The sequence below is a fragment of the Actinosynnema sp. NPDC049800 genome (assembly GCF_040656635.1).
Classification (GTDB): domain Bacteria; phylum Actinomycetota; class Actinomycetes; order Mycobacteriales; family Pseudonocardiaceae; genus Actinosynnema.
This window is the reverse complement of sequence record NZ_JBFAMT010000052.1, coordinates 1-21505: the sequence shown is the minus strand read 5'-3', so window position 1 is coordinate 21505 and position 21505 is coordinate 1. Positions and strand designations below refer to the sequence as shown.

Below are 21505 nucleotides of genomic sequence, written 5' to 3'. Positions count from 1 at the left end.
TGGCGGGCTCGTTCGCTCACAGCACGTGAACAAAAGCCGGTTTGGATGACCACCGACAGTGGTAACCACGAAACGCGGTGGCTAGGCTTGGCGACCATGTGGCGATCTGTGCTCGCGGTGTGCCTGTTCGTGCTGGCCGGTGTGTTCACCGCGTCGGGCACAGGCGCCGCCGTGACGCCCGCGCCGCACCTCGCGGTCCAGCCCACGGAGACCCTGGCGCCCGGCGGCACCATCCAGCCCGACGGCACCGTGCCGCCCGGTCCGGAGATCAACGCGCCCCAGGAGGAGCAGCAGCCCGCGTCCAGCGGCGAGACCCGCCGCAAGCTGTGGATCGGCGGTATCGCGCTGCTGCTGTTCGCCCTCGTCTACTGGCGCAACAAGAAGCGCTGGTCGAAGTGGAAGGCCGGGCGCAAGTCCGGGTGATTCCACCTGGTGGGAACCCGGTGGCGGCATGTGGTCGCCATCTAGCATGGCCTGCGCGAACGCGCACGGTCGCGCGCACGTGATCGGTCTGACCGAACATCGCGCACCGCTCGGCGCAGCCCCGCGACCGGTTGCCGGTTGATCAACCAGGGGTGCGACGCGCTCGCCGGACCGTGATGCAGGATGGACGCAAATGAGTACCGACTTCAAGATGAGCACACGCTCGGCCGTCGAGCGGTACTCGACTGCGCTGGTGGACCTCTCCCGCAGCATCCACGCGGAGCCCGAGCAGGCGTTCGCCGAGCACCGCAGCGCGGCCAAGGTCGCCGACCTGCTGGCCGCCGAGGGCTTCGAGGTCGAGCGCGGTGTCGCGGACCTGGAGACGGCGTTCACCGCGTCGTTCGGCTCCGGCGAGCTGGTGCTGGGGCTGTGCGCGGAGTACGACGCGCTGCCCGAGGTCGGCCACGCGTGCGGGCACAACGTCATCGCCGCCGCCTCGGCCGGAGCGGCCCTCGCCCTGCGTGACCTGGCCGACGAGCTCGGCCTCACCGTCCGGGTGATCGGCACCCCGGCGGAGGAGGTCGGCGGCGGCAAGGTGCTGATGCTCGAACGCGGGGTATTCGACGACGTGGCGTTCTCGATGATGGTGCACCCGGCCCCGTACGAGGCCGTGGCCGCGCGATCGCTCGCCATCACCGACGTCGAGGTCCACTACACCGGCAAGCCGTCCCACGCCGCCGCCGCGCCCCACCTGGGCGTGAACGCGGCCGACGCGATCACGGTCGCCCAGGTCGCCATCGGGCTCGCCCGCCAGCACCTGGAGCCGGGACAGATGGTCAGCGGCATCGTCACGCGCGGCGGCGCCGTGCCCAACATCGTGCCCGCGCGCACGTCGGCGATGTTCGACCTGCGCGCCGACGACCTCGAATCGCTGCGCCGGCTGGAGGAGCGGATGAACCGCTGCTTCGAGGCGGGCGCGGTCGCCACCGGCTGCACCCACGAGGTCGTGAAGGTCTCGCCGGTGTACGCCGAGCTGACCCCAGACCCCTGGCTCGCGGACGCCTACCGGCACGCCGCGATCGAGCTGGGCAGGCATCCGTTGAGCCCCGAGGAGGAGCTCAAGGAGAAGATCGGCAGCACCGACATGGGCAACATCACCCGTGCGCTGCCGGCCATCCACCCGACCATCGCCATCGACTGCGGAGACGCGGTGAACCACCAAATCGAGTTCGCGACCGCCTGTGCGTCGGCCTCGGCCGACCGAGCTGTGCTCGACGGGGCGCTCGCACTCGCCTGGACCACAATTTCCGCTGCCACCGACGGTGCGCAGCGCTCTCGACTGCTGGCGGGTGTGGCATGACGGTCGTGGACTCGCGTCGGCCGGAGGAGGGTGCCGAGGTGCTGTTGACCGATCGCGGGGTCAGCATTGCCCCTGTGGATGATCCCGGTGAGGGGCGCGGACCCTCGTGGCTCGACGACTGGCTGGCGGCGAACGCCTCCGAGGTCGTCGCCTGGCGCCGGCACCTCCACGCGCACCCGGAGCTGTCCCGGCACGAGTTCGCCACCACCGAGCTGATCGCCGACGTGCTGCGCTCGGCCGGCCTCAAGCCGCGCATCCTGCCCGGCGGCACCGGCCTGGTCTGCGACGTCGGCTCCGGGCCGCGCTGCGTGGCGCTGCGCGCGGACATCGACGCCCTGCCGCTGCCGGAGAACACCGGCGCCCCGTACTCGTCCACTGTGGACGGCGTGGCGCACGCGTGCGGGCACGACGCGCACACCACCGTGCTGCTGGGCGCGGCGCTGGCGCTGGCGTCGGCCACCGAGCTGCCCGGACGGGTCCGCCTGGTGTTCCAGCCCGCCGAGGAGGTCATGCCGGGCGGTGCGCTGGACGTGCTGGCGGCGGGCGGTCTCGACGGCGTGGAGCGCATCTTCGGCCTGCACTGCGACCCGCGGCTGGAGGTCGGCCGCATCGGCACCCGGATCGGCGCGATCACGTCGGCCAGCGACATGCTGGAGCTGCGCCTGACCTCCCCCGGCGGCCACACGTCCCGGCCGCACCTGACCGCGGACCTGGTGCACGCGCTGGGCACCGTGATCACGGGCCTGCCGGGCCTGCTGTCCCGCCGCGTCGACCCCCGTTCGGGCACCGTCCTCGTGTGGGGCGCGGTGCACGCGGGGGAGGCCCCGAACGCCGTGCCGCAGGACGGCGTGCTGCGCGGCACGCTGCGCACCGGCGACCGCGACATCTGGGCCGAGCTGGAGCCGTTGATCAAGGAGCTGGTGGGCGCGCTGCTGGCCCCGACCGGCGTCGGCTTCGACCTGCACCACCGGCGCGGCGTCCCCCCGGTCGTGAACGACCGGGAGAGCACGGTGCTGCTGCGCGCGGGCGTCGAGGCGGCGTTGGGCGAGGACGCGCTGGCCGGCACGGAGCAGTCGTCGGGCGGCGAGGACTTCGGCTGGTACCTGGAGCACGTGCCGGGCTCGTTCGCGCGCCTGGGCGTCTGGGACGGCGTCGGCAAGCAGAAGGACCTCCACCAGCCGGGCTTCGACCTGGACGAACGCGCCCTGCTGGTCGGCGTGCGCGTGATGGTGCACGCGGCCCTGGCCGCCCTGGCCTGACCCGGTCCCGGCGCTCGCCGACCACGCGGCGGTCGAAGTCGCGTGGTCGGCGAGCGCGTGAGGGCCGCACTTCCGCCCCAGATTCTCCCCAGGTCGTCCGACCACGATGAGGTCCCGCGGTGCTCGACCACCGCCGGACCCGTGCGACGATCCAGGGGGATCGCATGCGAAGAGCAGTGGCGCTCACGCTCATCTTCGGGCTGGTCGGGGCGCTCGGCCCGGGATTGACGCCGGGTGTGGCCGCGGCCCAGGCGGCATCGCCGACGCCGACGCCGATTCTCGGCACCGCGCAGTTCGACCTCAAGGTGGACCTGACGAGCATGAGCGGGCGGGTCGCCAAGGTGGAGAAGCGGCTCGCCGGCGGACGGGTCCCGGTGAAGGACCTGGTCGCGGGCCGCGGGCGCGCCACCGAGCCTTGCGACGACAGCGAGAAGAAGGCGGCCGAGAAACTCCGATCGGTCGTGACATTGCGGTGTTGGGACCACCCCGACAAGGGGCAGAAGTCGTCCGACTCCAACAACGCGTGGATGCCCCAGGGCGTCACCAGCACCTCGGACGCCGACCCGACGAACCACTACGACGGTCGCCAGGCCCTCGCCGTGACCTCTTATCGGAAAGGGACCGACCACGCCCGGGTGACGTTCCTGCCCAACTTCGCGAACGAGGGGTACAAGCACATCTCACTGGTGGAGCCGAAGGGCTCCGACTGGGCGCGCGTGACCTGCCACGCGGGCGGCTCCGTGTGGTACGGGCGGTACCTGCTGGTGGCGTGCACCAGGGAGATCCGGGTGTTCGACTGGGAGAAGGTCTACAAGACCGACAAGAAGGACCCGCTCGCCACGGCGTCCTTGGTGATGATCCAGACGGGTCGGATCACCGGCAAGGCGGTTGGCCAGTTCTCCTCGCTGGGCCTCGACCGCTCCGTTCAGCCGAACCTGCTGGTGGTGTCCCAGTGGTCGAAGCCGAATTCGCCCGGCGCGTGCCCGCCGGACGAGTGCCGCTTGTTCCGGTTCGAGTTCCCGGCCTCTGGTCAGCTGTCCGGAACGGGGTTGCGCACCCACGACGCGTACCGGACCCACTTCTTCTCCATGCAGGGGGCGGTGAGTCGCGGCGACACGGTGTGGTTCTCCAGCAGTGCCGGGAAGAAGGACCCGGGGCAGCTCCGCACCTGGAACGTCAAGGACAAGAGGCCCAACGCGGTCACGTCGAAGCCGTGGACCACCGGTGCGGAGAGCATCTCGTACTGGAACCGCGGCAACGGCACCGGCGTGCTGCTGAACGTCACCGAGTACAAGGACAAGCGCGTGATCGCGGCCGTCGAGGCGGACTACTACGGATAATCGCCCGGCACCGAGGGAGGCGGTCGCCGGTGGCGCCGGACCCCTGCGCGTTCTGCGGGGGTCCCCGCCGGTGGCGGGGTCCCGGCGCGGGCGGCTGCTCCGCGCCCGACCGGGACCCCGACCACCGTCAGCTCACCGGTTCCACGATCTCCGGCCGGGCCTCGGGGGCGGCCGAGCGGACGGCGTCGGCGGCCTGGTCGTCGGGTTCCGCCTGCGACGCGCGCTCGGCGTCGACCCGGGCCGTGTAGACCGACACCTCGTGCGCCACCATGGCGTCGTCCCAGCCGTGCACGCCGGCCATCAGGCGCGCCACCGGCAACGCGCACTCCACGCCCCGGTGCGGGTACTCGATCGAGATCCTGGTCCGCCGGGTCAGCACGTCCTCCAGGTGCAGCGCACCCTCGTGCGACGCGGCGTAGACCACCTCCACCTGGAGGTAGTCCGGCGCGCCGGGCACGGGCTTGAGCAGCTCCGCGTCCGCCGACCCCAGCACCTCGTGCACCAACGACCCGTAGCGGTCCAGCAGGTGCCTCACCCGGTACGGGTGCAGGCCGTACCGGGTCGCCAACTGGTCCGCCTGGTTCACCAGCGCGTGGTAACCGTCCGCCCCGATCAGCGGCACCTTGTCCGTGATCGACGGCTGGATCCGCCCCGGCAGGTCGACCGAGGCCGCGTCCACCGCGTCGGCGCCCATCACCCGGTACGTCGTGTACTTCCCGCCGGCGATCGCGACCAACCCGGGCGCCACCCGGGCCACCGCGTGCTCGCGCGACAGCTTCGACGTCGACTCGCTCTCACCCGCCAGCAACGGCCGCAGCCCGGCGTACACGCCCTCGATGTCGTCGTGCGTCAACGGCGTCGCCAGCACCGAGTTGACGTGCTCCAGGATGTAGTCGATGTCCGACCGGGTCGCCGCCGGGTGCGCCAGGTCCAGGTTCCAATCGGTGTCGGTCGTTCCCACGATCCAGTGATTCCGCCACGGGATCACGAACAGCACCGACTTCTCCGTGCGCAGGATCAACCCAGACTCGGACACGATCCGGTCCCGCGGCACGACGATGTGCACGCCCTTCGACGCGCGCACCCGGAACCGGCCGCGACTGCCGGACAGCCGCTGCAGCTCGTCGGTCCACACCCCGGTCGCGTTGATCACCGCGTGCGCCCGCACGGACGTCTCCCGCCCGTCCTCCACGTCGCGCACCCGCACGCCGGACACCCGGTCCGCCTCCCGCAGGAAGCCCACGACCTGCGTGGACGTCCGCACGACCGCCCCGTAGTGCGCCGCCGTGCGGCCGACCATCATGGTGTGCCGCGCGTCGTCCGCCTGCGCGTCGTAGTACCGGATCCCGCCGATCAGGGCGGACGGCCGCAACGCGGGCACGAGCCGCAGCGCACCGGCCCTGGTCAGGTGCTTCTGCCCGGGCACGGACCGCGCGCCGCCCATCGTGTCGTACATGAGCAGCCCGGCCGCGGTGTACGGCCGCTCCCACCCGCGGTGCGTCAGCGGGTACAGGAACGGCACCGGCTTGACCAGGTGCGGTGCCAGGCGGGTCAGCATGAGTTCGCGTTCCCGCAGCGCCTCGCGCACCAGCCCGAACTCCAGCTGCTCCAGGTACCGCAGCCCGCCGTGGAACAGCTTCGACGACCGGCTCGACGTGCCCGAGGCCAGGTCGCGCGCCTCGACCAGCGCCACCCGCAGGCCGCGCGTCGCGGCGTCCAGCGCGGAGCCGACGCCGACCACGCCGCCACCGATGATCACCAGGTCGAACGTCTCCGCGCCGAGCCGGTCCCAGGACTGGGAGCGTTCGAGCGGCCCCAGCCGGCCCGCGGTGGCGGGGTACTGCTCGCGCGTGACCACTGACGCCTCCCTGATGCTCGAACCGACCGGGCGGACCAGGACTGACTCGACCACGTTACCCGTCGGTACGCCACCCGTGGACAACTGATCAGGTCGGAACTAGCGTCATGCCCCATTGTGGGGTGGGCAGCGCCGCCGGACCCGGACCGTGCTGCCTCCTGTCAAGGCGAGGAGGTCGGCGAGTGAGCAGTGGCTCGATCTTCGTGTGGGAGATGCTGGGCACCGCGATCCTGATCCTGTTGGGTGCGGGTGTCGTCGCCAACGTGGTCCTGAAGGACACGCTGGGCAACACCGGCGGATGGCTCCTGATCAACATCGGCTGGGGTTTCGCGGTCTTCGCGGGCGCCAGCATCGCCGCGCCGAGCGGCGCGCACCTCAACCCCGCGGTGACCCTCGGCCTGGCCGTCGCGGACAAGACACCGTGGGACGACGTGCCCATCTACTTCGCCGGTCAGCTGGTCGGCGCGTTCATCGGCGCCGTGCTCGCGTGGCTGGCCTACAAGGCGCAGTTCGACGCGCACGACGACCCGGCGGGCACCCGTGGCATCTTCTGCACCGGCCCGACCATCCCCAAGGCCGGCTGGAACGTCGTGACCGAGGTGATCGGCACGTTCGTGCTGGTCGCGTGGGTCCTGCTGAGCCCGGCCGCGAAGGGTGCGGCGGACGGCGTGCCGCAGCTGGGCAACGCCGCCCTCGGCTACGCCGGCGTCGCGTTCGTCGTCATCGGCATCGGCGCCTCGCTCGGTGGGCCGACCGGCTACGCCATCAACCCGGCGCGCGACCTCGGCCCGCGCATCGCCTACGCGGTCCTGCCCATCCGCGACAAGGGCAGCGCCGAGTGGGGCTACGCCTGGGTGCCGGTGGTCGGTCCGCTGCTCGGCGGCCTGCTCGCCGGTCTCCTGTACCTGGTTCTCCCGGTCTGAAAGGACTCCAGCGCATGACGAAGCACGTGGCCGCGATCGACCAGGGCACGACGTCCACCCGGTGCATGATCTTCGACCACTCGGGTCGCGTGGTCTCCGTCGACCAGAAGGAGCACGAGCAGATCTTCCCCCGGGCCGGGTGGGTCGAGCACGACGCGAACGAGATCTGGACCAACACCAGGCAGGTGGCCGCGGGCGCGTTGGCCAAGGCCGACCTCACCACCGCCGACATCGCCGCCGTCGGAATCACCAACCAGCGCGAGACCGCGCTCGTCTGGGACAGGACCACCGGGCAGCCGGTGTACAACGCGATCGTCTGGCAGGACACCCGGACCGACAAGATCTGCCAGGACCTGGCGGCTCTGGGCGGCGGGCAGGAGCGGTACCGGGACAAGACCGGCCTGCCGCTGGCGACGTACTTCTCCGGTCCCAAGATCCGCTGGATCCTGGACAACGTGGAGGGCGCCCGGGAGCGCGCCGAGGCCGGTGACCTGCTGTTCGGCAACATGGACACCTGGGTGCTGTGGAACATGACCGGCGGTGTGGACGGCGGCGTGCACGTCACCGACCCCACCAACGCCTCCCGCACGCTGCTGATGGACCTCGACACGCTGAGCTGGGACGAGGGCATCGCGGCCGACATGGGCGTGCCGCTGTCGATGCTGCCGGAGATCCGGTCCTCGTCGGAGGAGTACGGCAAGGTCCGGGAGCGCGGCGCGCTGGCCGGCGTGCCGATCGCGGGCATCCTCGGCGACCAGCAGGCGGCCACGTTCGGGCAGGCGTGCCTGTCGCCCGGCGAGGCCAAGAACACCTACGGCACCGGCAACTTCGTGCTGCTCAACACCGGCACGGACAAGGTGATGAGCGAGAACGGCCTGCTCACCACGGTCTGCTACAAGATCGGTTCCCAGGCGCCGGTGTACGCGCTGGAGGGTTCGATCGCGGTGACGGGCTCGTTGGTGCAGTGGCTGCGCGACAACCTCGGGATGATCACGACGGCCGCCGAGATCGAGGAGCACGCCCGGACGGTGGAGGACAACGGCGGCGCGTACTTCGTGCCCGCGTTCTCCGGCCTGTTCGCGCCGTACTGGCGCTCGGACGCGCGCGGCGCGATCGTCGGCCTGACCCGGTTCGTGAACAAGGGCCACCTGGCCCGCGCGGTGCTGGAGGCGACGGCGTTCCAGACCCGTGAGGTGATCGACGCGATGAACGCCGACTCGGGCGTGCCGCTGAAGTCGTTGAAGGTCGACGGCGGCATGGTCGTGAACGAGCTGCTGATGCAGTTCCAGGCGGACATCCTGGGCGTGCCGGTGATCAGGCCGGTGGTCAACGAGACGACCGCGCTCGGCGCCGCCTACGCGGCGGGCCTGGCGGTCGGGTTCTGGGAGTCCGAGGACGACATCCGGCAGAACTGGGCGCAGGACAAGCAGTGGGACCCGGCGATGGACGACGACACCCGGGCCAAGACCTACGCGCAGTGGAAGAAGGCCGTGACCAGGACCTTCGACTGGGTGGAGTGACCCCGACGGGGCGTCGCCACCGGGCGGCGCCCCGTTCTCCCGGTGCGTGTCAGTCGAGGTCGTCGTGGCGCATGAGCTGGCGGCCGGCCTCGGTGATCGAGCCGGTCAGCGACGGGTAGACCGAGAACGTGGTCGCCAGGTCGTCCACCGTGAGCTGGTTCTGCACGGCGAGCGTGATAGGCAGGATCAGCTCGCTGGCGTTCGGCGCGACCACGACGCCGCCGATGACCACACCCGTCGCCGGGCGGCAGAACAGCTTCACGAAACCGCGCCGCAGGCCTTCCATCTTGGCCCGCGGGTTGGTGGCCAGCGGCAGCATGATCGTGCGGGCGGGCACCTCGCCGGAGTCGATCGCCTGCTGGCTGATGCCGACGGAGGCGATCTCGGGGTTGGTGAACACGTTCGCCGCGACCGTCTTGAGCCTGATCGGGCTCACGCCCTGGCCCAGCGCGTGCCACATGGCGATGCGGCCCTGCATGGCGGCGACGGACGCGAGCAGCAGCAGGCCCGTGCAGTCGCCCGCCGCGTAGACGCCGGCGATGTTCGTCCGCGACACCCGGTCGACCGGGATGTACCCGCCGCGGCCGAGCTCGATGCCGATCTTGTCCAGGCCGAGGTCGGCGGTGTTCGGGACGGAGCCGACCGTCATCAGGGCGTGGCTCGCCTCGATCGTGCGACCGTCTTCCAGGTGAATCAGGACGCCGTCGCCGACGTTCTCGACCCGGTCCGCGCGGGCGTGCTTGACCACCGCCGTGCCGCGTTCGGCGAACACGTCCTCCAGCACCACGGCCGCGTCGGCGTCCTCGTGGGGGAGCACCCGATCGCGGCTGGAGACCATGGTCACCTTCACGCCGAGTTCCGTGTACGCGGAGGCGAACTCCACACCGGTGACACCCGACCCGATGACGGCCAGGTGCTCCGGCAACTCGGGGAGGTCGTAGATCTGCCGCCAGGTCAGGATCCGCTTGCCGTCGGGCTCGGCGCCGGGCAACACGCGCGGGGTCGCACCCGTCGCGATGAGCACCACGTCGGCCGGGAGGACTTCCTTCGTGCCGTCCTCGGCGATGGTCACGACCTCGTGCTGGGCGAGCCCGCGGGCGTTGTCGCAGAACTTGCCGATGCCGTTGACGATCCGCACGCCCTCGCGCTGGAGGCGGGCCCGGACGTCGGCGGACTGGGCGAGCGCCAGGCCCTTCACCCGTCCGTGCACGACCGGCAGTTCGACCGCCGCTTCCGCGTTGTTGGTGCGAATGCCCAGCTCACCGGCGTTGCGGAAGGCGCTGCGGCCGCCCGCGGAGGCGATGAACGTCTTCGACGGCACGCAGTCGTAGAGCACGCAGGCGCCACCGAGGCCCTCGCGTTCCACGATGGTCACGTCGGCCCCGTGCTGGGCCGCGACCAGTGCCGCCTCGTAACCTGCGGGGCCACCGCCCATGATGACGATGCGGGTCACGACACGTCCTCCTCGTGGTCTTCGGCGCTGTTTGCGCCGGTTGCAGCCGCTGGTAACCGTACGCGGTCGGGTGTCGGGGTGTGTCGTCCGGTCTTCTGGTACCTCGCGGTGATCGCGAGGTCGCTAGGCTGTCGTCGTGCCGCTCTATGCCGCGTACGGGTCCAACATGGACCCGAACCAGATGATGGAGCGAGCCCCCTACTCCCCGATGGCGGGGACCGGGTGGCTCGCCGGATGGCGTCTGACGTTCGGTGGCGAGGACCTGGGCTGGGAGGGCGCGCTCGCCACCATCGTCGAGGACCCCGACTCCCAGGTGTTCTGCGTGCTCTACGACGTGAGCCCGCGTGACGAGTCCCGCCTCGACCGCTGGGAAGGCGCCCTCGGGCTCTACAAGAAGATCCGCCTGCGCGTCCAGACCCTGGAAGGTTCGGTGACCGCCTGGCTCTACGTCCTGGACGCCTACGAGGGCGGTCTGCCCTCGGCCCGCTACATCGGCGTCGTCGCCGATGCCGCCGAAGCCGCGGGTGCCCCGGACGACTACGTCTCCGACCTCCGCACGCGCCCCTGCCAAGGCATCGGCCCCTGACCCCACGCGCGTCGAACACTCGGGCCCGGCGTGTCGAACGCCCAGGGCCCGAGCGTCGAGCGCGCGGGCCCCGGGCGTGCCACGTTCGGAACGCGCGAGCCCGTGTCCGGGACCGCCGAGCTCAGGCGGGTGCGCGGGTGTGCCCCGTGGCGGTCCGGGAGCGTTGAACTCGCCCGTCCTGGGGTTCGACCCGCCGCTCAGGCGCTGGTCAGGGATTCCAGGTGTTGGATCAGGCGGCGGGCGTCGACGGGGGAGACGGTGCTCCACGGTTGTTGGCCCGGGGTCGCCCGGCGGAGTTGGATGTAGCGGCCGTGGGGGTTGTCGAAGAACGACACGACGTGCTCCTGGCGGACGCGCTTGCCCCACTTGTCACGGCTCGCGGCGCCGAACTGGCCGCGGTTGCCCGCGTCGCGGAACATGTCGGCGAGGGTGCGGGCGTCCTCCTGCCGGATGCCGCGCGCCAAGAGGGCCTGCTGAAGGTCGTCCGCGGTGTTGGCCTGGGCCGCGGCGGCGTCCAGGTCCGCGCTCGGCAGGGTCACGGAGTGGCCCGGGCCCGCGGCCAGCGGCGGGAGCACGGAGAGGGCCTCGCGCGGGAGGCCCTCGGCGGACGCCGGGCGCAGGGTCAGCTGGTCGTGGGACAGGACCGCCAGCACGCCGGACTGGCCCTTGGCCGCCGCCAGCACGCGGACGCTGTGGCCGAGCCACAACCGCCCGTCCACCTCCTGCTGCGGCCGGTTCAGCAGGTGCAGCAGGTCCTCCAGCATCGGGTCCAGCGACACCGGCCGGCCCAACCCGCGACGGTCGAGCCCGCCCCACGCCTGCCGCTCCAGCTCGGCCCGCTCCGCGTGCGTCTTGCCCGGTGACGGCACCTTGAGCACCAGCGGCATGGTCTCCAGCCGCAGGTGCTCCCAGAGCACGTCGAACTCCAGCGCCGAGATCGTCACCGGTTCGCGCAGGTCGTTGCTGCCCAAGTCCAAGCCGAACGTCGTCATCAGTGGGTGGTGCTCTCCCCGATCACCGGAGGCGAGATGATCCCGCCAATGCCGTAGATGTCGTCCGTCTGCCGAAGGTAGTCGGCTGCGTCGTGCGTGGCATCTTCTTCCTCTTCCGCGCCACGAGCCGCACCCAGGCCGCCGAACGGGTCGAACGCGGGCTGCGCCGGCGCCGGGACGCTGCGCTTGTGCACGGTGTCCTGGCCGCCGACCTGGCCGCCGGCGCCGAGCATCGAGCCCGTCGACCCGCCCGGCCCCGCCGTCGCCGCGTGCTGCGTGCTCGCCGCGAACGCCCCGATCTCCACCGAGCTCACCGACGTCGTGCCGCTGGGCAGCAACGGCCCACCGGGCGCACCCGGGAGCAACTGCTGGTTGGCGCCGGCGGCGTGCTGACCGTTCGTCGTGTCGGAGGACGACGACGAAGAAGACGAAGACGACGAGGCCTTGCGCCGGTCCTTGTCCTGCTGACCACCCGCACCGCCACCGCCGACCACACCACCGGGCCCGAACACCCCCGAACCCGACCCGGACGCCGGTAACGCCGCCGACGAAGTCCTGGTGGAACCGGACGTCCCGACGGACGCCGTGCCCGTCGAACCGCCGAACGAGGGCTGCGGCGCCGGACGCTGAGGCGAGTAGCCGCCGCGCCACCCGCCGCGACCGCCGCGCCACCCGCCCCGACCGCCGCCACGCCCACCGCGCGGACCGCCGTAACCCCAACCGGGACCGGACACGCCCGCCGAGTCGTTGCGCACCACCTCGGGCGCGTTGATCACCAACTGCGGCGGCTGGTGGAACTGCCCCAACGTGCTGGTGTTCGACACGGTGCTGGAGGCGTAGGTCGTCATCACCTCGCGCGCCCGCTGCTCGGCGGCGTTGCGCGCCTTCTCCTGCTGCTCGAAGTCCGTCTGCCCGCCGACCAGGTTGGTCAACGCGCTGACGAGCAGGTTCGGCTCCTCCGCGGTCACCTTCACCGGCGGCGGCATGTCCGCGCGCGCCTTGGCGATGTAGTCCGCCTGCAGCTCGGCCGAGATGCGCATGACCTCCGCGCCGGCACGGGCGTCGTCCGCCCACGCGGCCAGCGGGTTGATGCCCATCCGCGCCTTGTCCGCGGCCGAACCCTCCCAGGACGCGCCGGACTTCAGCACGCCGCTGTGCAGCTCGGCGTTGATCTCGGTCAACGCGGCGGAGACGCCCTGCCACCGCTCCATCGAGGCGTGCGAGGCCTTGGGCCCCGGCCCCGAGTTGATCTGCTCGTACAGCTCTTCGTGGCTGTACCCGCTCCAGCGGTGTCCATCGGGCATGAACGCTCCCCTTGCCTGCGCCGGGCGCTCAGCGGCTGCCCTGCTGTCCCATCAACCCGGTGTTGTCTTCTTCGATGGACTGGTACTGCTGCTCGACCAGGGTGAGCGCGTCCATGGCCGACTTGAGCTGCCGCTGGTAGTTCTCCAACGCGATCAGCGCCGAGTCGCCCGATTCGAGCGACCGCTCGTTGAACCGCTCCGCGGCGTCCTGGCTCACCGGGTCGCCCGCCCACGGGCGGACCCTGACCTCGGTGATCGCCTGCTCGATCTGCTCGTCCAGCTTCGACAACGCGCCCGCGAACGCGTTGCGCAGGCTCGGGATCGCGCTGGGCTCGACGTTCAAGGTGTGCGACAGGGGCGGTGGTGAGCCCGTGTCAGCGCCGTGGCCGTGGTCTTCCGACGGCATGGACAACCTCCCGCCTTCCTCGTTCCCGTCGCGCCATTCCGTTCTCGCGCAAGGTCACTCTAGCCACCCGGTCCGACAGCGGGGAGTGGGTGGAGCGCACATCCCCCGCGTGGATCAGCGCCGTTGCAGCAAACCGGCTACCGCCGCTTCTGCCGCCCGTTGCGCCCCTTGGCACAGAGTGTCCTGCTTGGCCGCCGTTTCGTTACCGCCGTCGCGGAACATCACGTCGAGGAACTGCCCCTCCGCGACGTCCACCTCGACGTTGCACACGTTGTCCATGCCGGGCGTCCGCACGGTCAGGCCGGGGAAACCGGCCACCGTGGTCTGCTCGGCGTGCACCTGCGCGTTCTCGCTGAGCCACACGCCGACGCCCTCGACTGTGACGAGCGCCAGCCGGACGACGTTCCCGCTGATGTTGCTGCGCATGGTGCACGCCTTCGCGTTGCCGAAGCTCGCTTCCACATATGCGCTCGGCGGGTTGTCCAGGCTCAGCGCGATGCGCTGTTCGGGTGAGAGCACGGCGCACGGGTCGACGTCGTCCAACCGCACCTCCCGCGGCCGCGGTGGCAACGACGGCACGGTGGTCGTCGCGACGGGCAGCGGTTCGTCGACCCGGCCATCGGCCTTCTTGTCCGGAACGGGCGTGCAGGAGGCCATCGCCAACGCGCAGAGCGTGGCGGTGAGCACCCGAGCAGCCCTCATGGACACCTACCGTAGCCGGGTCCACACGCCAAGTGGACCCTCGGCTGTGAAGCCGCACTTCTCGGCCACGCGACGGGCCGCGTCGTCCGGGGGTCTGGCGGTGATCAGCGGTAGGTCGAGGAACCCGAAGCCGAACCGCAGCACGGCGCCGGTCGCGTGCGTCGCGATGCCCTTGCCGCGCAGGTCGGGCGTGATCCAGCAGTGCAGCTCACCGGTGCTGGACAGGGAGATCTCGCCGACGGCCGTGCCGGTGAGCTGGTCGCACACGGCCCAGGAGCAGGACTCGTCGGTGTGCCACTGGTCCGCGCGTTCGGCGATGTGCGCGCCGGCCGCGTCGAGGTCGGGGCAGAGGCCACCGCCCACCAACGCCGGCCGGTCGTCGATGCGGTCGTCCACGCGGAGTCGGCGCAGGTAGAACTCCCCCGCGTTGATCTCGACGGCCTCCATGCCGAATCGTCCTCGCTCCGCTCGGACGGGCGAGGTCGCCCGGAAGTCGGCAGGCTGGTTTCGCGACGATAGTAAAGCGTGATCGCCGCGAAATCAGGCTCGACCTGCCGACGCGACGTCGCAAGCGCCGGGGGATCAGTCCGTGATGAACCCGTCGTACCGCCCGGCCAGCTCTTCGAGCAGGCCGCGGTGGGCGGACGCGGGCCGGTCGTCGGGACCGGTGGTCAACTCCACGACCCAGTCGGCGTCTTCCAGGTCGTCCTCTCCGGCCAGCACGTCCTTGTGCACCGCGCACGGCGACCACCCGGCCGCCGCCAGCTCCCGCGCGGCTTCCTCCGCGTCGTCGCGGTCGTGCAGGACCAGCAACAACGGACCCGCGGTCCCGGGCGGACCCGTGCCGACGCCGTCGTCCAACAAGCCGCGCGACGACAGCGCCTCGTGCAACGCGGGGAAGTCCGGCGTGTGCACGGCGTCGATGCCGATCGTCCGCGCCGCCTCCGCGTTCACCGCGTTGTCATCGCAGAACAACGTCCCCGACGGCGAGTGCTGCAGCACCCGCAACGCGCGCCGGAACGCCTCGGGCGCGGGCTTGGCCACCCCCAGCCGCGCGGACGACACGACCGCGTCGACCTCGCGGTCCAGCCCCAGCTCCGCCAGGTCGCGCGGCAGCCGGTCGGTCGCGTTGGAGAGCAACGCCACCCGGCACCGCTCGCGGACCCGCCGCACCAGGTCCAGCGCCTCGCCGATCACCTCGCCGGTCCGGGTCCACGCCGCCACCGCGCCCGCCGCGCGCGCCGGCGAGAGCCCTTCGACGACCAGCTGCTCCCGCACGGCCGCGCGCCACTCCTCGTCCGTGGCACGGCCGGCGGTCGCGGGACCGGCCAGGGCGAACGACACCCGCGCCAACGTGCCGCGCGGCAGGCCGAAACCGTCCTCGATCGGCCCGTCCGGCGGGAACCGCCGCAGCACGCCGTCCAGGTCGAGCAGCAGCAGCGACGGCGCGCTCACCGCCTGCCCATCCGGCCGATCAGCAGCATCGCCGCGGGGATCAGCAGGAACACCAGCGGTGTCTTGGCCAGGAAGAACAACGCCACGCTGACGATCGCGACCGCCGTGACCGCCGCGCTGCCGACCCGGAACTCGAGCGGGGCGGTGCGCCGGGCGGACACCGGCGACCGGGTCTCCGGCGGCTCGACCTGCGGGAACCGCGGCCGTGGCGCGGGCAGGTCGCCGAACAACGCGTACAGGTCGCCCCGGGTCTTCGCGGTGGCGACGCGGGCGGAGCGGTCGCCGTACTCGTCCACGCTCAGCCGCCCCTCGCCGAGGTGCGTGCCGAGCAGTTCGAGCGCGTGCTCACGCTCCGCGTCGCCGATCCGGATGTCCCGCTCGCTCACACAGGTGAGCCTATTCCTTGATCTCGCAGAGGACCGTGCCCTGGGTGACCGCCGCGCCCGGCTCGGCGGACAGCCCCGTGACCACGCCGGACTTGTGCGCGGTGACCGGGTTCTCCATCTTCATGGCCTCCAGCACGACGATCAGCTCGCCCGCCTCGACCTGCTGGCCGTCCTCGACCGCGACCTTGACGATCGTGCCCTGCATGGGCGCGGCCACCGCGTCGCCGGAGACCGCCGCGCCGCCCTTGCCGCCGCCCCGCTTGCGCGGCTTGGCCTTCACACCCGCCCTGGCCGCGCCACCGGCGCCACCACCGCCGGCGAACGCCAGGTCACCGGGCAGCGAGACCTCCAGCCGACGTCCGCCGACCTCGACCACCAGGGTCTGCCGCGGCTCGTCCTCCTCGGCCTCCGCGCCGTCGGCGAACGGCGCGATGGTGTTGTCGAACTCGGTCTCGATCCACCGCGTGTGCACGGTGAAGCCGTCCTCGGAGCCGACGAACGCCGGGTCCCGCACGATCGCGCGGTGGAACGGCAGCACGGTCGCCATGCCCTCGACCACCATCTCGTCCAGCGCGCGCCGTGCCCGCTCCAAGGCCTGCGTCCGGTCCTCGCCGGTGACGATCAGCTTGGCGAGCAGGGAGTCGAACTGGCCGCCGATGACCGTGCCGCTCTCCACGCCCGCGTCCACCCGGACACCGGGACCGGACGGCGAGGTGAACGTGGTGACCGTGCCGGGCGCGGGCAGGAAGTTGCGGCCCGCGTCCTCGCCGTTGATGCGGAACTCGATCGAGTGGCCGCGCGGGGTGGGGTCCTCGGTGAACCGCAGCACCTCGCCGGCGGCGATGCGGAACTGCTCGCGCACCAGGTCGACGCCCGCGGTCTCCTCGCTGACCGGGTGCTCGACCTGGAGGCGGGTGTTGACCTCGAGGAACGAGATCGTGCCGTCCACCGCGACCAGGTACTCGACCGTGCCGGCGCCGTGGTAGCCGGCCTCCTTGCAGATCGCGCGCGCCGACCGGTGGATCTCGGCCCGCTGCTCGTCGGTCAGGAACGGCGCGGGCGCCTCCTCGACCAGCTTCTGGTGGCGGCGCTGCAACGAGCAGTCGCGCGTGCCGACGACGACGACGTTGCCGTGCTGGTCGGCCAGGACCTGCGCCTCGACGTGCCGCGGCTTGTCCAGGTACCGCTCGACGAAGCACTCGCCGCGGCCGAACGCCGTGACGGCCTCGCGCACCGCGCTGTCGAACAGCTCGGGGATCTCCTCCAGCGTGCGCGCCACCTTGAGGCCGCGACCGCCGCCGCCGAACGCCGCCTTGATCGCGACCGGCAGACCGTGCTCCCGCGCGAACGCGATGATCTCGTCCGGGCCGGAGACCGGGTCCTTGGTGCCGGGGACCAGCGGCGCGCCCGCGCGCATCGCGATGTGCCGCGCGGTGACCTTGTCGCCGAGGTCGCGGATGGCCTGCGGGGTCGGCCCGATCCAGATCAGGTCCGCGTCCAGCACCGCCTGCGCGAAGTCCGCGTTCTCGGACAGGAAGCCGTAGCCGGGGTGCACCGAGTCCGCGCCCGCGCGCTTGGCCACGTCGAGGAGCTTGTCGATGGACAGGTAGCTGTCCCCGGGCGTGCTGCCGCCCAGGGCGAACGCCTCGTCCGCCAGCCGGACGAACGGGGCGTCCCGGTCCGGGTCGGCGTACACGGCGACGCTGGTCAGGCCGGCGTCCCGGCAGGCACGGATGACCCGGACGGCGATCTCACCGCGGTTGGCGACGAGGACCTTGCGCAGCGACACGACGTCCTACCTCCTGGCAACGCTGGGACTTTGAGCGGCAATGGGTTCGGAGTTTAGTGACCCGTCAGTACCCGGAGACCGAGAGACAGCTCACGCTTGGGTGGAACAATCGGAAATCGTGACACGCCCGCCCGCCGCCGCGCTTCTGACAGCTTGCGCAGCTGTGCTCATCACCGTCGCGGGACTGGTCATGGCCTGGTCACTGCGCCCGACCGCGGCCACCGACCCCGACGCCGTGACGCCGCAGGACGAATTGCGGTGCGGCGCGACGGCGTGCCGTTCGGTGGTGAAACAGGAGGTCGGTGTCGATTCAGTGGAATTGGTCGTCGGCGAGGGCGTGGGCCGGATCAGGACCAGCGGGGCGTCCGGGCCGAACATCTTCGAGTTGACCATCGCCACTTCGGGCGCCCGGATCGACGAATCGTCGTTGCAGTGCGTCGACGCCGAGGTCGCGGTGTGCCTGGTGCGGGGCGAGGTCGGCGGCGAGGTGCTCGGGGAGGTGCTGGTGCGCAGGTCGGGCGCGTGGTCGCGGGCGCAGGTGCCGTACGTGGCCAGCGGGGCGTACTTGGCGCTGCACGACGTGGACCACGACGCGGTCGCGGACGTCGTGGCCGTGCAGCGGGCGTGCCAGGCGGGCGTGGACTGCTCGCGGTGGTTCGCGCAGGTGTTCTCGATCGCCGGCAACGGCGGCGAGCTGGGGTGCACGCCGGTCGTGCGCGAGGCGGAGTCGTTGCCGGGCTGGCCCACCGTCACGCCGGACCCGTCCGACCTGCGCCACTGCGGCGCGTGAGGGGTCCCGGACGTCGAACCCGGGTGTTCCGGACGTAGGACACGCGCGACCTGGACGTAGGACTCGCGAACGAGCGTGTCCTACGTCCAGGTCGGGTGGGTCGAGCGGTCAGGCGGGGACGGGCTCGCGGGTGGGGGTGGTGGTCAGCAGGGGCGGGTCGCTCGGGGTGTTGAGGACCTCGTCGTCCAGCAGGCCCTCGGAGCGGGCGACCAGGACCGGGACGGTGATCTGGCCGGTCACGTTGGTGGCCGTGCGGACCATGTCCAGGATCGGGTCGATCGCGTAGACGACCGCGACACCGGTGGCGATGACCTCCGGCGGCATGTTCACCGCGCCCAGGGTCAGCGTCAGCATGGTGAACCAGCCGGTGGTGCCCGCCGTGGCCAGCGCGCCGAACACGGCGACCGCGACGATCGCCACGTACTGCCACACGCCCAGCTGCACGCCGAACAGGTTCGCGATGAACACCGTGGCGATGGCCGGGTACACGGCGGCGCAACCGTCCATCTTCGTGGTCGTGCCCAGCGGCACGGCGAACGACGCGTAGTCGTCGTCCACGCCGAGGTTGGCGGCGGTCTGCCTGCTCAACGGCAGCGTCGCGCCCGACGAGCGGGACACGAACGCGAACTGGATCGCGGTCCACGCCTTGGCGAAGAACGTGACCGGCGACACCCGGCCGACGAACCGCAGCAGCAGCGGGTACACCACGAACAGCACCAGCAGCGCCCCGCCGTACACCGAGGCGATCAGCGAGAACAGCGGCTGGACGAACGAGTTGCCGTACGTCGCGAAGGCCGTGCCGATCAGGCCGAACACGCCGATCGGCGCGAGCAGCACGATCCAGCCGACGATCTTCTGGATCAGGTCGAACGCCGAGCGGGTCAGCGCGACGAACGGCGTGGCCCTCTCGCCCAGCGCGTACGCGGCGAAGCCGACCAGCACCGAGACGAACACGACCTGGAGCACCTCGCCCTCGGTGAAGGCGCTGAACAGGTTGGACGGGATCAAGGTCTCCAGCAGCGTGCCCCACGAGCCCGGGTCACGGGCGGCGAGCTTCTCCACCGCCGCCGCGGACGGCTCGACCTGCACGCCCGCGCCCGGCTTGAAGATCAACGCGATGGCCAGGCCGATGAGCACGGAGATGAGGGACGTGATGGCGAACCACAGCAGCGTCTTCCCGCCCAGCCGCGCGGCGCGCGAGCTGCCGAGCCTGCGCAGGCTCGTGATGCCCACCACGATCGCGGTGAACACCAGGGGGATGACGGTGAACTGCAGGAGGCTGGTGAAGACGTCGCCGATCGAACCGAGGGTGGTGGTGAGCCACTCCTGGCCGGTGCTCTTGGCGACGTACCCCGCCAGGGCGCCGAGGACGAGCGCGGCGAGGACGGTGAAGCCGAACACCTTCGGCTTCTTGTAACTGCGGACGAACGACACGACTGCTCCGGGTTGGCTGCGCAGGGGTGGACGACGGGGGCGGCGTCAGCCGCGACAACCCGTGTTCGTCCTGCGCCCGAAGTCGATGTGACGGCGGCGCGTCAGCAGTTCACCCACAGCTCCCCCAACGCGAAAGCCCTTCGTCGAGCTTCCCGGATCAGGGAAAATGTGACAACGGCTACCAGATGTCGGACACCGAGACGTCCACTTGACGCAGCAGCCCGCGTGTGAGCGGCAGGCTGATGCCGATGACGCTGGACGGGTCGCCGTCGATGGCGTCCACGAACCAGCCGCCCAGGCCGTCGAGCGTGAACGCGCCCGCGACCCCCAGCGGCTCCCCGGTCGCGAGGTACGCCTCGAGCTCGTCGTCGGTGGGGCGGCCGAACCGGACCAGCGTCGTCTCGTGCCCGACCGCGCGGGCCACGACCCGCCCGCCGCTCATCCGCAGCACGGCGTGCCCGGTCAGCAGGGCGCCGGTGGTGCCCGCCATCTTCTTCCAGCGCTCGCGCGCGACCTCGACCGTGCCGGGCTTGCCGTGCACCTCGCCGTCGGCGGTGCGCAGCATCGAGTCGCAGCCGACGATCACCGCGTCGTCGTCCTCGTCCCGGGCGATCGCCTCGGCCTTCGCCGTCGCCAGGGCCGTGACCAGCTCTTCCGGGGTCGGGTCGGCGAGGGAGGCGGCCAGCGCGTCCTCGTCGACGCCGGACACGCGGACGACCGGCTCGACGCCGGCGGCACGCAGCACGGCCAGGCGGGCGGGGGACTGGGAGGCGAGGACGAAGCGCACGACGTCCAGCCTAGGGCGCGGCCCGCGGACGCCCGAACGGAAGGCGGCCGGGTGGTGGGCGCCGCGGGACTCGTGCGCGATCCCGAACCGGAAACCCCTGATCAGGTGACTTCGGGAGGCCGTGGTGCACGCGGTGCGTAGAACTACCGATGCGCGCCGTCACGGGGTTCGGCAGCCTCGGGGTTGTGCAGCGCTTGGCTCTGGTGGTCCGCCGGAACGACCGGGGTCGAGGCCGGTACCGGTGGCTCTGGGCGGCGCCGGCCGTCCTGGTCCTCGTCCTGACCGGCCGGGTCGTGTCGACGGACCCGGTCGGGTACGGCGTGCCGTTCTGGCCGTTCGCGAACGGCAGCGACCGCGTCGAGTCCGAGGTGATGGACCAGGTGACGTCCATCGCGCGGGCGTTGCGGCGGCTCGACGAGGTGCCCTCGGCGGTGGCCGCGAAGGGCGTCGAGGTGCTGGAGGCGCGGGTCGGCGTCGGCACCATGTGGATGCGGGTGCGCCTGCACGTGCCGGACGGCACCCGCTGCCGCGAGGTCTCGGTGCTCGGCGACGGCGCCCAGGTCAACTCCCGCCGCGTGAGTTGTTGAACCGCGGTGTCGGATTGCCGCTGCTCCGCAGACCGCGGGCGAGCCCACCGGCGTCGCCGGCCCCGTTGACCACCACGCGAGGACGCGTCGGTCGTTCGCGTCCTCATTCCCCGGCGATCACGCTCTTCGATCGTCGGGGAATCAGGGCGCG

Annotated in this window: 21 protein-coding genes; 9 read left to right on the top strand and 12 right to left on the bottom strand. The window is 71.7% G+C overall.

Translation table 11 applies throughout. The annotated features are described in order from the left end of the window. Positions 1-96 precede the first annotated feature (96 nt). From AB0I91_RS36100 to AB0I91_RS36085, 4 genes are all read left to right on the top strand, one after another. Entirely contained in the window at positions 97-423 is a 327-nt protein-coding gene (locus AB0I91_RS36100) for a hypothetical protein (protein ID WP_498780513.1), read from the top strand. A gap of 193 nt (positions 424-616) precedes the next feature. Beyond that, positions 617-1783 carry a M20 family metallopeptidase gene (locus AB0I91_RS36095; RefSeq protein WP_498780511.1) on the top strand — a complete coding sequence of 389 codons (1167 nt, stop codon included), beginning with the start codon at positions 617-619 and terminating at the stop codon, positions 1781-1783. Further along, positions 1780-3042, top strand: a complete 1263-nt coding sequence (locus tag AB0I91_RS36090; RefSeq protein ID WP_499616662.1) for an amidohydrolase — start codon at positions 1780-1782, stop codon at positions 3040-3042. Before AB0I91_RS36095 ends, AB0I91_RS36090 begins: the two co-directional genes overlap by 4 nt. 164 nt (positions 3043-3206) lie before the next feature. After that, positions 3207-4382, top strand: coding sequence for a hypothetical protein (locus tag AB0I91_RS36085; protein ID WP_499640915.1), 1176 nt, complete (start codon positions 3207-3209; stop codon positions 4380-4382). A 127-nt stretch (positions 4383-4509) separates the two neighbouring features. Here AB0I91_RS36085 and AB0I91_RS36080 read toward each other — a convergent pair whose 3' ends face one another. Further along, positions 4510-6240, bottom strand: a complete 1731-nt coding sequence (locus AB0I91_RS36080) for a glycerol-3-phosphate dehydrogenase/oxidase (RefSeq protein ID WP_498780581.1) — start codon at positions 6238-6240, stop codon at positions 4510-4512. 182 nt (positions 6241-6422) lie between these two features. Between AB0I91_RS36080 and AB0I91_RS36075 the strand changes: the two genes are divergently transcribed. After that, on the top strand, positions 6423-7163 hold the full coding sequence (locus AB0I91_RS36075; RefSeq protein ID WP_498780506.1) for an MIP/aquaporin family protein: 741 nt from the start codon (positions 6423-6425) through the stop codon (positions 7161-7163). 14 nt (positions 7164-7177) lie between these two features. Then, a complete protein-coding gene (gene glpK / locus AB0I91_RS36070) occupies positions 7178-8683 on the top strand; it encodes a glycerol kinase GlpK (protein WP_498780505.1) in 1506 nt (501 codons plus the stop codon). A 49-nt stretch (positions 8684-8732) separates the two neighbouring features. Here the strand turns inward: glpK and AB0I91_RS36065 are convergent, their stop codons facing one another. Further along, complete coding sequence (locus AB0I91_RS36065) at positions 8733-10136, bottom strand: NAD(P)H-quinone dehydrogenase (RefSeq protein WP_498780504.1); 1404 nt, start codon at positions 10134-10136, stop codon at positions 8733-8735. A 136-nt stretch (positions 10137-10272) separates the two neighbouring features. Here AB0I91_RS36065 and AB0I91_RS36060 point away from each other — a divergent pair, with 136 nt between their 5' ends. After that, positions 10273-10722 carry a gamma-glutamylcyclotransferase family protein gene (locus AB0I91_RS36060; protein ID WP_123745455.1) on the top strand — a complete coding sequence of 150 codons (450 nt, stop codon included), beginning with the start codon at positions 10273-10275 and terminating at the stop codon, positions 10720-10722. A gap of 197 nt (positions 10723-10919) precedes the next feature. On the opposite strand, the gene AB0I91_RS36055 is transcribed toward AB0I91_RS36060, so the two are convergent. The 8 genes from AB0I91_RS36055 to AB0I91_RS36020 form a co-directional block, all read right to left on the bottom strand. Then, entirely contained in the window at positions 10920-11714 is a 795-nt protein-coding gene (locus tag AB0I91_RS36055) for an ESX secretion-associated protein EspG (protein WP_498780503.1), read from the bottom strand. Further along, on the bottom strand, positions 11714-13018 hold the full coding sequence (locus AB0I91_RS36050; RefSeq protein WP_498780501.1) for a PPE domain-containing protein: 1305 nt from the start codon (positions 13016-13018) through the stop codon (positions 11714-11716). The genes AB0I91_RS36055 and AB0I91_RS36050 overlap by 1 nt, the downstream gene beginning before the upstream one ends. Before the next feature lie 28 nt (positions 13019-13046). Beyond that, positions 13047-13424, bottom strand: coding sequence for a transcriptional regulator (locus AB0I91_RS36045; protein ID WP_230570428.1), 378 nt, complete (start codon positions 13422-13424; stop codon positions 13047-13049). A gap of 114 nt (positions 13425-13538) precedes the next feature. Beyond that, positions 13539-14126 (bottom strand): DUF3558 domain-containing protein, encoded by a 588-nt coding sequence (locus tag AB0I91_RS36040; protein WP_498780500.1) that lies wholly within the window; start codon positions 14124-14126, stop codon positions 13539-13541. A gap of 6 nt (positions 14127-14132) precedes the next feature. Then, positions 14133-14573 carry a GNAT family N-acetyltransferase gene (locus tag AB0I91_RS36035; protein ID WP_498780498.1) on the bottom strand — a complete coding sequence of 147 codons (441 nt, stop codon included), beginning with the start codon at positions 14571-14573 and terminating at the stop codon, positions 14133-14135. 135 nt (positions 14574-14708) lie between these two features. Next, positions 14709-15581 (bottom strand): HAD family hydrolase, encoded by an 873-nt coding sequence (locus AB0I91_RS36030; RefSeq protein WP_499640913.1) that lies wholly within the window; start codon positions 15579-15581, stop codon positions 14709-14711. Beyond that, entirely contained in the window at positions 15578-15967 is a 390-nt protein-coding gene (locus AB0I91_RS36025; protein ID WP_498780495.1) for a DUF1707 SHOCT-like domain-containing protein, read from the bottom strand. The genes AB0I91_RS36030 and AB0I91_RS36025 overlap by 4 nt, the downstream gene beginning before the upstream one ends. A gap of 10 nt (positions 15968-15977) precedes the next feature. Next, positions 15978-17756, bottom strand: coding sequence for an acetyl/propionyl/methylcrotonyl-CoA carboxylase subunit alpha (locus tag AB0I91_RS36020; protein WP_498780493.1), 1779 nt, complete (start codon positions 17754-17756; stop codon positions 15978-15980). A gap of 163 nt (positions 17757-17919) precedes the next feature. Here AB0I91_RS36020 and AB0I91_RS36015 point away from each other — a divergent pair, with 163 nt between their 5' ends. Next, positions 17920-18546 carry a hypothetical protein gene (locus tag AB0I91_RS36015; protein WP_499613221.1) on the top strand — a complete coding sequence of 209 codons (627 nt, stop codon included), beginning with the start codon at positions 17920-17922 and terminating at the stop codon, positions 18544-18546. Positions 18547-18654: 108 nt separating this feature from the next. Here the strand turns inward: AB0I91_RS36015 and AB0I91_RS36010 are convergent, their stop codons facing one another. Together AB0I91_RS36010 and AB0I91_RS36005 are read right to left on the bottom strand one after the other, a co-directional pair. Continuing rightward, positions 18655-19980, bottom strand: a complete 1326-nt coding sequence (locus AB0I91_RS36010; protein WP_499640911.1) for a dicarboxylate/amino acid:cation symporter — start codon at positions 19978-19980, stop codon at positions 18655-18657. Positions 19981-20158: 178 nt separating this feature from the next. Beyond that, positions 20159-20767, bottom strand: coding sequence for a Maf family protein (locus tag AB0I91_RS36005; protein WP_499640909.1), 609 nt, complete (start codon positions 20765-20767; stop codon positions 20159-20161). A gap of 185 nt (positions 20768-20952) precedes the next feature. Here AB0I91_RS36005 and AB0I91_RS36000 point away from each other — a divergent pair, with 185 nt between their 5' ends. Further along, positions 20953-21354 carry a hypothetical protein gene (locus AB0I91_RS36000; RefSeq protein ID WP_499640907.1) on the top strand — a complete coding sequence of 134 codons (402 nt, stop codon included), beginning with the start codon at positions 20953-20955 and terminating at the stop codon, positions 21352-21354. The last annotated feature ends 151 nt before the right edge of the window (positions 21355-21505 follow it).